The organism is Actinoallomurus sp. NPDC052308, assembly GCF_040679195.1.
Classification (GTDB): Bacteria; Actinomycetota; Actinomycetes; order Streptosporangiales; family Streptosporangiaceae; genus Actinoallomurus; species Actinoallomurus liliacearum.
The window spans coordinates 374,173-387,653 of the sequence record NZ_JBFAUM010000005.1 but is presented as its reverse complement, the minus strand read 5'-3'; the positions used below and the strand labels follow the sequence as shown (position 1 = coordinate 387,653).

The 13,481-nt window shown below is 68.5% G+C and carries 11 protein-coding genes and 1 pseudogene; 7 read left to right on the top strand and 5 right to left on the bottom strand.

Annotation, left to right across the window (positions count from 1 at the left end; genetic code table 11):
• The 7 genes and pseudogenes from AB0L00_RS18820 to AB0L00_RS18790 form a co-directional block, all read left to right on the top strand.
• A pseudogene (locus AB0L00_RS18820) lies at positions 1-182 on the top strand (IS630 family transposase); the annotation flags it as partial.
• A gap of 154 nt (positions 183-336) precedes the next feature.
• Positions 337-996 (top strand): glycosyltransferase family 2 protein, encoded by a 660-nt coding sequence (locus AB0L00_RS18815; RefSeq protein ID WP_364435407.1) that lies wholly within the window; start codon positions 337-339, stop codon positions 994-996.
• A 32-nt stretch (positions 997-1,028) separates the two neighbouring features.
• Positions 1,029-1,667, top strand: a complete 639-nt coding sequence (locus AB0L00_RS18810; RefSeq protein WP_364435404.1) for a DUF2064 domain-containing protein — start codon at positions 1,029-1,031, stop codon at positions 1,665-1,667.
• 215 nt (positions 1,668-1,882) lie between these two features.
• Entirely contained in the window at positions 1,883-3,100 is a 1,218-nt protein-coding gene (locus AB0L00_RS18805) for a molybdopterin-dependent oxidoreductase (RefSeq protein ID WP_364435401.1), read from the top strand.
• The gene (locus AB0L00_RS18800) at positions 3,097-3,702 is read left to right on the top strand and encodes a hypothetical protein (protein ID WP_364435398.1); all 606 of its coding nucleotides are present in this window, start codon (positions 3,097-3,099) and stop codon (positions 3,700-3,702) included. The genes AB0L00_RS18805 and AB0L00_RS18800 overlap by 4 nt, the downstream gene beginning before the upstream one ends.
• A gap of 12 nt (positions 3,703-3,714) precedes the next feature.
• Complete coding sequence (locus AB0L00_RS18795) at positions 3,715-5,523, top strand: glycoside hydrolase family 15 protein (RefSeq protein WP_364435395.1); 1,809 nt, start codon at positions 3,715-3,717, stop codon at positions 5,521-5,523.
• A 73-nt stretch (positions 5,524-5,596) separates the two neighbouring features.
• Entirely contained in the window at positions 5,597-6,580 is a 984-nt protein-coding gene (locus tag AB0L00_RS18790; protein WP_364435394.1) for an NAD-dependent epimerase/dehydratase family protein, read from the top strand.
• A gap of 25 nt (positions 6,581-6,605) precedes the next feature.
• Here the strand turns inward: AB0L00_RS18790 and AB0L00_RS18785 are convergent, their stop codons facing one another.
• The 5 genes from AB0L00_RS18785 to AB0L00_RS18765 all read right to left on the bottom strand — a co-directional run bounded on the left by AB0L00_RS18785 (position 6,606) and on the right by AB0L00_RS18765 (position 13,478).
• Positions 6,606-7,949, bottom strand: a complete 1,344-nt coding sequence (locus tag AB0L00_RS18785; RefSeq protein ID WP_364435392.1) for a hypothetical protein — start codon at positions 7,947-7,949, stop codon at positions 6,606-6,608.
• A 301-nt stretch (positions 7,950-8,250) separates the two neighbouring features.
• The gene (locus tag AB0L00_RS18780; RefSeq protein WP_364435389.1) at positions 8,251-8,745 is read right to left on the bottom strand and encodes a reverse transcriptase domain-containing protein; all 495 of its coding nucleotides are present in this window, start codon (positions 8,743-8,745) and stop codon (positions 8,251-8,253) included.
• A 1,199-nt stretch (positions 8,746-9,944) separates the two neighbouring features.
• Positions 9,945-10,184 carry a hypothetical protein gene (locus tag AB0L00_RS18775; RefSeq protein ID WP_364435386.1) on the bottom strand — a complete coding sequence of 80 codons (240 nt, stop codon included), beginning with the start codon at positions 10,182-10,184 and terminating at the stop codon, positions 9,945-9,947.
• 607 nt (positions 10,185-10,791) lie between these two features.
• Positions 10,792-12,042: a molybdopterin-dependent oxidoreductase gene (locus AB0L00_RS18770; protein ID WP_364435383.1), complete on the bottom strand. Its 1,251-nt coding sequence runs from the start codon at positions 12,040-12,042 to the stop codon at positions 10,792-10,794.
• A gap of 632 nt (positions 12,043-12,674) precedes the next feature.
• Positions 12,675-13,478: a hypothetical protein gene (locus AB0L00_RS18765; RefSeq protein WP_364435380.1), complete on the bottom strand. Its 804-nt coding sequence runs from the start codon at positions 13,476-13,478 to the stop codon at positions 12,675-12,677.
• Between the last annotated feature and the right edge of the window lie 3 nt (positions 13,479-13,481).

Below are 13,481 nucleotides of genomic sequence, written 5' to 3'. Positions count from 1 at the left end.
TCAGCGACCAGAAGATCCGCCGCGGCGCCCACAAGAGCGTCCAAGCCCTGGAAGCCGACATCCGCGACTGGATCACCGACTGGAACACCCACCCCCGGCCGTTCGTATGGACCAAGACCGCCGAAGAGATCCTCGAATCACTAGCACGATTTTGCCGACGAATTTCAGACGCAGCACACTAGCGCGTGCGTGAGATCGAGGTGGACTATCTGCCACTGATCGGCCGATCGAAGGTCACCGGGACGCTTCGCGGCGTCCGGCAGGCTGTCCAGGACATGAGCGTCTTCTCTGACTACGGTCGTGTGGCGCTGAGGCACTAAGGGGACATTACCGAGTGTGACCGACGTTGTCGTTGATGTCATCTTGCCCTGCCTTGATGAGGCCGAGGCCCTGCCATGGGTGCTCGGTCGACTCCCCGATGGTTTTCGCCCGATCGTGGTCGACAACGGATCCGTGGACGGATCTTCGAGTGTCGCCCGATCGCTCGGGGCCGTGGTCATCGCGGAGCCGCGGCGCGGGTTCGGCGCGGCATGTCACGCGGGTCTTTCGGTGGCCGTCGCCGAAGTGGTCTGCTTCTGTGACTGTGATGCGAGCCTGGATCCGCGTCAGCTGCCGCGGGTCGCCGGACGGGTCCTGGACGGCTCGGCCGATCTGGTCCTGGGGCGCCGTCGGCCGGTCACACGTGGGGTCTGGCCGCTGCCCGCCCGGCTGGCCAACCGGGAGCTGGCACGGCGTATCCGGCGCCGCACCGGCACCCGGGTTCATGATCTCGGGCCGATGCGGGCGGCCCGGCGCGCGGACCTGCTCGCGTTGGGGCTGGCCGATCGGCGGTGCGGTTATGCGCTGGAGATGGTGGTACGCGCGGCGGATGCCGGCTGGCGGGTGTGTGAGGTCGAGGTGGACTACCTGCCGCGGATCGGCCGGTCGAAGGTCACCGGGACGCTGCGCGGCTTCCGGCAAGCGGTTCAGGATATGAGCGCGGTGCTCACCCGGTGAAGGGCGGTGGCGCGTTCACACATGACGGTGCTGTGACGACGCTCCTGGTCATCGCGAAGCGTCCTGTGCCGGGGCGGGTCAAGACACGGCTGGTGCCTCCGTACTCTTTCGAGCAGGCGGCCGTGCTCGCCGAGGCCGCGTTGGCGGACACCCTGCGTGCGGCGCTCGCCGCGCCCGCCCGCCGCCGGGTTCTGGCCCTGGACGGTCGGCCCGGGCCGTGGGTCCCGGCGGGATTCGAGATCGTCCCCCAGGTCGCGGGAGGGCTGGATGAGAGACTGGCCGCGGCGTTCGCGGCGGTATCCGGGCCGGCGCTGCTGATCGGTATGGACACACCGCAGATCACCCCCGACCTGCTCACCGTGGACTGGGGCGGGGTGGACGCGTGGTTCGGTCCGGCCGTCGACGGGGGCTTTTGGGCCTTGGGATTACGAGAGCCTGACCCCGAGCTACTGCGGGGCGTGCCCATGTCGACTCCGGCCACCGGTGCCGTACAGCGGGCACGGCTGTGCGCTGCCGGTCTGCGGGTCTCCGATCTCCCTGTGCTGCGGGACGTCGACACCGCTGTGGACGCTGCCGCGGTCGCTCGTCTCGCCCCACAGACCCGTTTCGCCGCCTGCGTTCGCGATCTCGCCCCTGTCATCGCCTCGCCACCGTGGCGGTCCGCCCCGTGATCGTGCGCTTGCGCGCGAATCGGGCCGAATGTTGCGGGGAATGGGAGAAGGAGTGGCTTTCGGGGGGAGCCATGGCAGATCAACGAATGCCGCGAGACGAACGGAGCAGGGCCCGCTCTGATGAGCGTTCGGGCCGGCGCAGGCATGGGGTAAGCGCGTGGCTGACCGCGCATCCACCGCCTGGGCCGTTTCGTCGTGAGTTCTGGCGGAGCCCGGTGCGTGGGCCGTGGCTGACGTCGGTGTTCGGTGTCGTCCTGCTGGTCGGCATCACCTTGATCGCGGTGACCGGGCTGCTGTCCTACGCCGCCTACGATCCGCGGCTGGCGGGCAACGACTTGACGCCACAGAAAGGCGGGCTGGGCTTCTATCTGTTCGATTGGCCGACCCGTCCGGCCTGGTTGTACCGGCTCAGCCAGGCGGTCCACGTCATCCTCGGGATCACGCTCGTTCCGGTCCTGCTGGCCAAGCTGTGGTCGGTCATCCCCAAGTTGTTCGACTGGCCTCCGGCGCGTTCTCCGGCTCAGGCATTGGAGCGGATCAGCCTGCTGCTGCTGGTCGGTGGCGCGGTGTTCGAGTTCGTCACCGGCATCCTCAACATCCAGCTGTTCTATGTGTTTCCGTTCTTCTATCCGGCGCACCTGTACGGGGCGTGGATCTTCCTGGGCGCGTTCGTCGTTCATGTCGCGCTGAAGCTGCCACGGATGATCAGCGCACTGCGCTCGCGGAGCTTCCGCCAGGAGTTGCGTACCGGTCTGGGCGACACCCGTCCGGAACCCCCCGACCCCGACGGTCTGGTCGCGGTTCAACCGGCGGATCCGACCGTCTCACGACGAGGGCTGCTCGGCTTCGTGGGCGGTGCGTCACTGACCTTGTTCGGCCTGTCCGTCGGTCAGACGATCGACGGGCCGCTGCGGCGCACCGCGTTGCTGGCCCCACACGGCCGCGAATACGGCACCGGGCCCAACGACTTTCAAGTGAACAAGACCGCGGCCGCCAAGGGCATCACGGCACACGAGGCCGGTCCGGGCTGGCGGCTGGAATTGGTCGGCCCGCAGCGGATGCGCCTTGCCCGTCCGGATCTTCTGGCCATGCCCCTGCACACCTACGACCTGCCGATCGCCTGCGTTGAGGGATGGTCCACCCAGCAAAGCTGGACCGGTGTGCGCCTGGCCGACCTGGCCCGGCTGGCCGGCGCCACACCCGGAAGAGACGAGGTCTTCGTCGAGTCCCTCGAACGCGGAGGGGTCTTCGGCCACGTGACCCTCAGCGCCCGCCAGGTCGCCGACCCGGCCTCGTTGCTCGCGCTTCGCGTCAACGGCGCCGACCTGTCCCTCGACCACGGGTTCCCCGCCCGGATCATCGTTCCGAACGCGCCGGGCGTGCACAACACCAAGTGGGTCACCCGGCTCACCTTCCGGCCGGCAGGATCATGAGCGCCAAGTCACCGTCCCAGGGCGTCCGCCGACGGATCACCGCACATCACCGGGACGGCCTTCGGCGTCCGCTCGGTGCCGTCCGCCGGCGGATCGCCCCGCACTATGGCGCCGATCCCCTGCATCTGCTCGCTCTGCTCGCCTGCTTCGCCCTGGCCGGCTACGCCGCGAGCCGGGTCGCCGCCGCAGGTATCTGGGTGGGTTTTTTGATCTGGTTCGTCGGCGCGGCGATCGTTCACGACCTCGTGCTGTTCCCGCTGTACGCGCTCGCCGACGTCGCCGTGCAACGACGCCGGTGGGGACGGCGCCGGCCGGGCCCTCGCGTCCGGTGGCGGCCGTGGATCAACTACGTTCGCGTACCGGCGGGGCTGTCGGGGCTTCTGCTGCTCGTCTGGTTCCCACTGATTCTTCGGCAGTCCGGAGAGACGTACCGGAAGGCGGTCGGTCTGGGTCTCAGCCCCTATCTGGGACGGTGGCTCCTGGTGACGGGCGTGTTGTTCGCCGGATCCGCCATCATCTACGCCCTGCGTCTGCGGTCCGCGGCGTCCGCGGAGCGCGGACAACGCCCGAAACAGCGGACGGAAAGACTCCGTCGCAGGTAGGAGGGCCGTCTGGTGAGCACACGGCCGATCAGCGACTACGCGTTGCTGGCGGACTGCCGTTCGGCCGCCCTGGTCGCCTCGGACGGCTCGGTCGACTGGCTGTGCTTCCCCCGGTTCGACAGTCCGGCGATCTTCGCGCGCCTGCTCGACGACGACGCCGGACACTGGTCGATCCGCCCGACCGGTCCCGCCGAGATCGCCCGAAGATACGTCGAGGGCACTCTCGTCCTGGAGACCACCTTCCGCACTCCTGACGGCACGCTCGTGCTCGTCGACGCGCTCGCTCTCGGCAGGCGCGAGCGCGGGCACGGCATCGGTGCGTCCTCGCCGGGTGTCCTTCTCCGCGAGGCGACCTGCGTGGACGGCACCGTCACCCTCGCCATCACGTACGCGCCACGCCCGGAGTTCGGTCTCGTACGCCCCCTGATGGAGCCGGTGCGCGGTGGACTGATCGCCCGTGGCGGCGCCCACGTTCTGAGCCTGTCGATCCCCGCCGAACTGCGGACCGACGGTGCCACCGCGCATGCCACGATCACCCTGACGGCCGGTCAACGCTTCGGCCTCGCGCTGCACGTCGGCGCAGCGTGGGAGGCCGAACCGGCGTGCTGGAGTCAGCGGCGAATCCACCGCCGGATCAAGGACACCATCGAAGGCTGGCGATCCTGGTCCCGCCAACACGCCCGCTATGAGGGGCCCTGGCAGGACCAGGTGGCCCACAGCGGACGGGTGCTTCGCGCACTGACATTCGCCCCCACCGGAGCGATCGTCGCCGCGGCCACCACATCGCTGCCGGAGGATACCGGCGGAGTACGCAACTGGGACTACCGCTACACCTGGGTCCGCGACGCCAGCCTCACCCTGCAGGCCCTCGACAGCGCGGCATGTGAGAAGGAGGAGGCGGCGTTCTTCGGCTTCCTCGCCCGCGCGGCGGCCACCCGGCTCGACCACGCCTCCGATCTGCAGATCATGTACGGCGTCGGCGGAGAACGTGACCTCAGCGAACGCCTGCTGCCGCATCTGACCGGCTGGCGCGGCAGTGCCCCCGTGCGCGTCGGCAACGACGCATGGCGCCAGCGCCAACTCGACGTCTACGGTGAACTGCTCGACGCCGCCCACCAGCTCCGCTCCAGCACGACGCACCGGCACTACGACCCGATCACGCGCGGCTTCCTGCTCGGCGCCGCGGAGACGGCCGCCCACCGCTGGCAGGAACCCGATCAAGGCATCTGGGAGGTCCGCGGTCCGAGCCGGCACTTCCTGCATTCCAAGCTCATGTGCTGGGTGGCCCTCGATCGCGCCATCGCCCTGGCCCCCACCCTCGAAGCGACCGATCGCGTCAGCGGCTGGGAACGCATCCGCGCCCAGATCCGTACGGCGATCCTCACCCAAGGATGGAACCCGGACGCCGGCGCGTTCACCCAGGCCTTCGGCGACCCGCATCTCGACGCGTCCGCGCTGACCATCCCCATGGTCGGATTCCTGCCCGGCGATGACCCGCGTGTCCGGGCCACCGTGAACGCCATTGCGACACACCTCACCGATGCCCGCGGTCTCGTTCGCCGATACATCACCTCGGACGGGCTCCCCGGTGGGGAAGGAGCCTTCCTGCTCTGCACGTTCTGGCTGGCCCATGCCCTCGCGCTGACCGGCCAGGCCACGCGAGCCGGCCAGGTCTTCCAGACCGCGGTTTCCCACGCCAACGACGTCGGCCTGCTCGCCGAAGAGGTCGACTCCGCCACCGGTGAGCCCATCGGCAACTTCCCCCAGGCGTTCAGCCACATCGGCCTGATCAACGCCGCGTGCGCCATCCGCGACCACTGAACTTCTTACAGAGTGCGTACAGCCGGTCACGTCGCGGGACTCCGCGAGGCCCTGCCTGGTTAGCGTGCCGGACATGCGCATACTCGTCACCGGCTCGGCAGGGTTCATCGGCTCTCATGTCGTCGAGGCACTGAACGAGCGTGGCCATGACACACGTCCGTTCGACCTGCGAGGCGATGAAGACATACGCGACGAGTCATCGGTCGCACGCCATCTGAAAGGAATAGATGCGGTCTGCCATCAGGCGGCCAAGGTCGGTCTCGGCGTGGACGTCTCCGACCTCCCGGCGTACGCCTCGACGAACGTCTTGGGCACCGCCGTGCTGCTCGCCGGCATGGCACAAGCGGGTGTGAACCGCCTCGTGCTGGCCTCCTCGATGGTGGTGTACGGCGAGGGCGCCTACGACTGCCCGGACCACGGCCGGGTCCGGCCCGGCCCGCGTGCGGCCGCCGACCTCGCAGGCGGCCGTTTCGAACCGCGCTGCCCGGCCTGTGCAGCGCCACTGACCCCCGGCACCGTGGACGAGGACGCCCCGATGGACCCCCGCAACGCCTACGCCGACACCAAACTCGCCCAAGAGCACCTCGCGGCATCGTGGGCGCGGGCGACCGGCGGGTCCGTCGTGGCGCTGCGCTACCACAACGTGTACGGGCCGCGGATGCCGCGCGACACCCCGTACGCGGGCGTCGCCGCCATCTTCCGTTCCCGCCTCGAACACGGAGAGCCGCCGCTCGTCTTCGAAGACGGCGGCCAGCGGCGCGACTTCGTCCACGTCCGGGACGTCGCACGCGCCAACGTCCTCGCGCTGGAGTCCCAGCCCGGTCCGCGTGAACCGCGCGCCTACAACGTCGCCAGCGGAAGGCCGCACACGGTTGGGGAGATGGCGGCGGCCCTCGCCAACGCTTACGGCGGCCCCGACCCGGTCGTGACCGGCGACTATCGGCTCGGCGACGTCCGGCACATCGTCGCCGAGCCCGGCCGGGCCGCCGCCGAGCTCGGCTTCCGCGCGTCGGTCCGTTTCGAGGACGGCATGGCCGAGTTCGCCAGGCGTGCCTGAGCAGCCCTGCCACACGGCGTGCGCTTCACCATGGCGACCGCACAAAGGCCTCGATCACAAGGGCGGTCACCGTCTGCGCGAGCAGCATCGTACGGCCCGGTGGCCGGTGGACCGCGGTCACGGTCACGACCCACGCCGCGTAGGGAATCCAGATTCGCTCGACCTCACCAGATGTGACGCCGGACAGGTCCAGCGCGAGCACCCCGGCGAGTGCGGCCGCGGCGAGCCATCCGAGCCTGTCCGGCACAGGGCGTCCTCGTCCGCCAGGTAATCCGGTGAACACCGGACCGGCGGCGCACCGCAGCGCGGTCGGCAGGGCCACAGCAGCCGCCGGACCGACCAGAAGGGCCAAGACGGCCAGATCGCCGAGGAGAAAGTACGCGTACGGTCGCCTGGATCCATGAGAGATCAGCCAGGCGACATGGGTCCCTACCACTCCCTCCCACCAGGAGAACCCGGCCATGGTGAAGGCGATTGGAACGACCAGGGATCCGGCCGCGAGCGCCATGAGAACCGACCAGGCCGGCCGCGTCAGGACGAGCACCGCAAGCGGCAGCGCGAAGATCGGCAACAGGCCATAACTCAGGTACGGCAGGGCCCCCAGCAGCAGCCCGCCCGCGAACGGGACCGCCACCCGCTTGAATGACCCGATACGCGCGCTCCGGTCGACCACACCGTAGCCCGAACCGGCGGCCGCGACAGCGACCAGCGCCACCGCCCACGCCGCCACCCCGAGAAAGAAGGCGTCCACACTGGTGGCGACCCACAGCGCGACCGGCGAGAGCACAAGGAACGGCACCGCCCGGCGCGCGACGTCCTCACCAGCGATCACCCGCACGGTGATCCCGATGGCAGCCGTCGCCGAAGCCCCGACCACGATCACGAAGGCAGCCGCCCACCCCGCACCGGCCAGCCCCATCCACTGGATCGTCCACAGAACCAGCATGGGCAGCGGCGGATGCCCCTTCACGTGCGTGGGAAACGCCTGCATCTCCATGGTGAAAGCGCGCAGCCAGTCCACGGGATCATCACCCATCGCAGGCAGCTCGGCGAGGTACTCCGTCGGGGTGGTCAGCGGCCGGGAAATGCCATCGGGAAGCTGGAGCATCACTGCCCAGCCCACCGAACCCAGCCACGCGACCGCCAGCAGCGGCCGCCACGGCAACCGCCGCGCCGTCACGGGCAGAACCGCGACCCCGACCAGTCCAAAGGCCACCGCAGGCAGCAAGGGACGGAGCAGCAACCGAGCCTGAGCATGCAACGGCGGGAACGCATCCACCGGCATCGCCCCGGCCCGACGCATCAGTGCGCCTATCCCGAACGCGCCGACGATCAACGCAGCCCAGCCAACGAGAGACAGCCAGACCACCCACCCCGGTTTCCGCCGTACCGGTCCGCCGCGATTCCGCACTCGGCGTGACCGTGCCGGAAGTCGGCGGACGCCTACCTTCCGACGGGTACATGAAGGCGGCCCGTCGCCCGACTCCGAAGAGGGCTGAGACCGGTGGTGCCTTGAGCCGGCGTCTGACCGCGCCGACCGAAAGCGGATCATTCCTTCACCGTAGGTGCGGCCAGGCAAGGTATTCGGCTAGGCCATCACTGTGAAGGTTGATTTCGAGAACCAAGCGTGCGGAGCGACAATGGCGAAACGCGGAATCAGTCTTGTCGGCCTATGCTGCGGTTTCGCCAAGTCGCCCGAGGAACGCCTTGACCAGCGACAGGACGCGTTTGTCCTTCACACGGAGCCGCACGCGGTCCATCAGGGCCGCGTGGTCGATCCGGTCGAAGCACGCCTCGATGTCCGCATCCAGCACCCACTGATAGCCACGGGAGCCGACCATGTGGATCTCGGCGATCGCGTCATGCGTCCGCCGCTGGGGCCGGAACCCATAAGAGACCGGCAGGAAGTCGGCCTCGAAGATCGGTTCCAGCACCAGCTTCAACGCCGCCTGGACCACCCGGTCGGCGATCGTGGGAATACCCAGCTTGCGGACCTTCCCCGATCCTCCAGGCTTGGGGATCGCGCGTTCTCGCAGGTTCGAGCCGGTAAAGGGTTGAGGGGAGTTACAACGCCGGTTCCTCTCGTACTCCTTCCGATCCCGCTCACCGGACCCACGCCGTCTGGCAGTGCCGACGCACCCCGGCTTTGTCAGGGCTGCTCCCACCCAACCCGGCACCTCCCGGATCAGGCTGCCCTCCGCTCCAACCAGACCGCTGCGACGGCCCGGCGATGAAGGTCTCCCACCTCCACTCGAATCCACAGCGCCTCACGGCGCACGAAAGCCGCCCTGAACGCCTTCGAGATCACCTTCGAAGGCCGCCTGGCCGCCGCCCGTAACTAGGCCCTGCAAGATCGAGTTACACCAACTTGTTGAATCGGTGCGCGCCACGCTCGTGTGGTGCGGGGCCCTCCTCGCCGTCGCCAACCTGGCCCCGCTGCTGAACCGCGACGTACGCCGGCTGAGTCTTCATCCGCCATCCCGAACACCACCGAGGAGACCAACTCGCTCAGGCAGCAGGCGTCGGCCGGGCCGAGACGCCGGGCCGGTCGGTCCGATTCGTCGACAGCGTGAGTGCCCGCCTGTGTGTCGATCGCTTCTGCGGAGGAAACGATCGTCCAGGGGGTGGATTGCTACTCGGGTAGGTCAGTCGTAGCGGCGCGGCGCGGCGGGCGGGTCGTTGAGGTATTCACCCATGGGCACCCAGAGGGGTGCGGACACGTCTCCAGCCAGGTGTTGCAGTGCCAGCACAGCAGACCGCGGACCAGCCTGATTGCCGGGTCGTGGTCAATGAACACCCAATCGGCCTCGGCACCTCTGGCACGCCGTCCCGAACGCATCGATAAGAGCCTGGCGAATATTCCACGTGTGGCTCCCCGGCCCAACGTAGGTCGGCCATTCCACGAGCGCTTCCCAGACCGAGCAGCGCTGCGTCTTGGGAACGAGCGCCGGGTCGGTGACCACGTCGGTCAGCGTGACCGTCCAATGGACTCGAGAACTGTCGTACCGGCCTTGCTCGCGTGACGCCCCATGCGATGCCTGCACCCGGTAGCTTTCGCCGTCGGTCCACCACGGGCATTCCTGTTGGTGGCCGCGGCGAGGTTTCCGCAGGCAATGCAGCTGGTCTCCGATCCGGAGATGGTAGCGGCCATCGTCGCCTAGAACCGCCTCCCGTTCGGCCGGGAGCGTCCCGGTCACACCGATCGAACAGGGCTCCATCGCAGGGGCGACCAAGAGGGCCAGGACATGCTCCCGGCTCGGCTCGGTGCCGTTGTCCAGTGTGAGGTGGACGGCGAGACGGTGCAGCAACCTCTCGTGGCGGTGTCCGGCCCACCGATGCCGAGGGATCAAGCTCGAGAGAATTGTCAATCCTCATAAATAGGGAGCAGTATCGCAAGTTCATTGGAATAGCCCAGATGGCCGACATCAGAGAGCATTTCAGCATCAGGAGATACCGAAAGGAAAGCCAAGTGGGTATCCAGAAAACGCGAATCCTCGCCGAACTGCACGATAAGGGCTGGTCGCTCGCTACCGGCGTCGGCTTCACCGACGGAGGTGCCATTGATGAGATGGCGCTGCGCGACCTGATCGGTCTCGTCGGCCAACCGAGTTCCCGCGACGGCGACCGCATCGTCTGGCCGGTGCAGCCCCGGAGCACTCGGCCCGGCGCGACCTTCAGCATGCGCAGCGGTGCCGCCGCGTTGCACACCGACGCGGCATACCGGGCCGATCCCGAGCGGCCGACGTGGCGGTGGCGGCCCCCTGAGGTCTTCGGCGGGGACGCCACCCGGCCCCCCGGTGCTCGGCTCCGAAGAGACCATCCGGTGGCGGTACGACACCCGGTCTGCTTGTCCCGCTCGCGCCGGAAGATGGTTTCGTAATAGCCCCAGAAGAGGCTGAACCGGTCAGGGGCGAGCTTGCCTGCTGCGCCGATGATGATCGTCATGATCAGTACTTGCAGGGGTGTGCGCAGCAGGTTCCGCAGGGCGTCGTCGGCCGCGGCGCTCTCCAGTTGCCGGGTGATCCTGTCAATGCGGTCGAGGTCGTAGCTGTAGTGGATCAAGGCGACGGCGCTGCAGGCCGCCCGCTCCGGCACGCCCTGCAGGCGTGCGGCGTGAGCGCCGGTCCCTCCGGCCGTGCCGATCGGGCGGCTTACTGGCCGTTCGGGGTAGCAACTCGGCTGGCTAACCGAAACGTGGACCAAGCGCGGGATCAGGGCATGTCGCTGGCCGGTACCACGATCAGGTCCAGCGGGTAGTGCCCGTTGTAGCCGAGCCCGTGCTGGTTCCACACGACGTCCTCCGGTCGAGGCTGGACGTTACCGGCCTTGTCCTTCGCGCGGGACATTACGCGGTATTGCCCTGGTTTCACGCCGTTCCATGGCACCTCGAAGCGCACCCACATGAGTGGTTCGGGTGTGTTCAGCAGCGTGGCCCTGCGCCATGGCATCTCGGTGACCCATCGCCCGGGTGAGGCCAGTTTCTCCACGGAGACGTCGACGCTATCGATCGCACCGGACCCGGACCAGGCCCGCCCGCGCAGGGTGATGTCGCCGGGAGCAAGCGTGATCTCCGGGTCGTGCTCGATGGCGCTGCGGACGGGGCCGACGGTCAGGTGGGCCGGCTTGGGATAGGCAGGGCCGATGAGCACATGTCTCGTCTGGAGACCCGTTGCCGGAATGGGGTGCTTCGACGCCTCGATCTCACCGAGCCACTTGACGTAGGTGACGGCGGCCCACCCCGACAGCAGCAGGCGGAGCGGGTAACCGTGGTCGACGGGCAGGTCGGCTCCGTTCATGCGGTACACCAGCAGGGTGTCGTCCTTGAGTGCCTTGTCGGCGGGGGCGACCTGGGAGTAGTGGATCTTCCCGCCGGGGAAGCTCTCGTTTGAGATGACATCCAGGCCGGTGAACTTCACGTCCAGCGGGGACTCGACACCGGCCGCTGCGAGGACGTCCTTGACCCGCACCCCTGTCCACTCCGCGGCGCCCACCGCACCGAAGTGCCATTGGGTGTAGCCGACCGGGAGCCAGCGATCGTCGGCTCCCCCGGGCGGCAGCTTAGGGAAGAACGCGGCACAGTTGGCGCCGCAGTCGATCGTACGTTTCACAGTTACGGACGGCATCGCCAGCAGCTCGTCGTAGGTGAACGAGCGCGGGCGGGTGAGCGCGTCGCCGGTGAGCTTGAGTCGCCATGTCCGGCGGTCGATGGCGGGTGGGCGGGCCCTGTTATGGATGTACATCCGGTCGTTGGGGACGAACTCGCCATAGCCGCCGGGTCGGCCGTCGAGGACAGCCCGCCCGACCGGGCCCCACTTCATCTCCTGCGAGCCGTTCTCACGCTGGATGAAATACCAGGATGGCGTCGTCTGCACGACGAAATTCGTCGCCTCGGCCGATGCCGACGCGGCCCTGCCGGATGTGACGAGTGCTCGCTCGGCGAAGAACGGCGCCGTCGCCGCCACCGAGTACACGAAGAACCGCCGTCGCGAGCACCCCGCCTCTGATCGGATCTCTTGGGAGCGGTCAGCGCCGGCCCCGTTGTTGGCCCGTCGGTGCCTCACCATGAGCGCCTCCCCCAAGCTGTCGATTGAGAGTCGGGGGATTGGCCGTAGTTCGTATGTTTCGTACCTACCCCGACTACCTGGGCGCCCTAACCTGGATCACTCCTGGGGCCGATTGGGCCCGCGGAGCGATTCGGCTGGCTGCTGCCCGCCCAGCCCTGGCATCAACCGACAGCCCAGTTCTCCCCCTCGTTCAAGCAAGATGCCTCCAGCGGGGGCGCTCCGGCGCGGGGATGGCCCGCACTGCGCGCCGAAGGTGTCTGAGCTGGTTGGGGTGGAAGCCGGCTCCTCGCCTCCACCGGCGTCCCAGGCGAGGCCAAGCAGACCAGACACCCCATGCCGTTTGGTGTCAAGCGGCGAGGGGTCGTTCCCAAGCCCGGCGGGGCGAGGTGTTGTAGATCGAACGATTCTTCAACAGCCCCGACGCCTGGTGCCGGGACCATCGGTGGGAATGTCCTGCGGTTGGCGACGCTCGCCTACCTGGCGCGGTACAAGGGTGACTCACGCATGCACACCGAGTCGGACCTGCGGATCTACCTGGCCTGGTGCGCCGACCGGCACCTGGCACCCTTGGCGGTGCGACGCGCATGTGGAGTTGTACGTGCGGTGGCTGCAGGAGATCCGCCGGTTGCGGCCCTCGACCGTGTCCCGGCGGCTGTCGGTGGTGGCCGGCTTCTACCGGACCTGCGTGATCGACGGGATACTCGAGCACTCGCCCGCCAGTGCCGGATCTGATCCTCGGTCCACACCACCGCATGTGGGCGCGGCGCGGGTGGGCGTTCGACGTAGCGGGCGGGGTTATCGCCGATGAGCCGTTCACGCATCGCGGCGTTCAACGCGGTTCGGAGCGTGGCGTGGATGCGCTTGAGCGTGGCCGCCGTCACCGGGCGACCGGAGGCGGTCCGGCCGCCCAGGATGTGGATGAACATCTGCTGCAGGTGCCGGGTGTCCAGCGCGCGGAGCGGGATCGAGCCCAGGTGCGGCTGCAGGTAGTCGTTGACGTGACTGGCATAGCCACGCAGCGTGGACGGGCACAACGAGATCCGGCCGGCCAGCCAGATCCGCAACCACTGACCCGTCGTCAACAGCGGCGCGCCCGCATCGGCGGGGCCGGGCGTTTGCAGCTGCCGCAGAGCCTCCTCGGCCGCATCTCGGCTGGCAAAGCCGCCCCGCCGGACCCGCCGACGGCGGCTGCCCGGGTATGGGCCGATGTCCACCGCGTAGTACCAGCTGCCATGACCACGCCGGGACAGCTCCGGACAGTCGTTGCCGAACCGCTTACCAGTGCCCTGGATACGGCACCCGCATCGCTTGTAGACCGAACCCTTGGCGCTCATGAT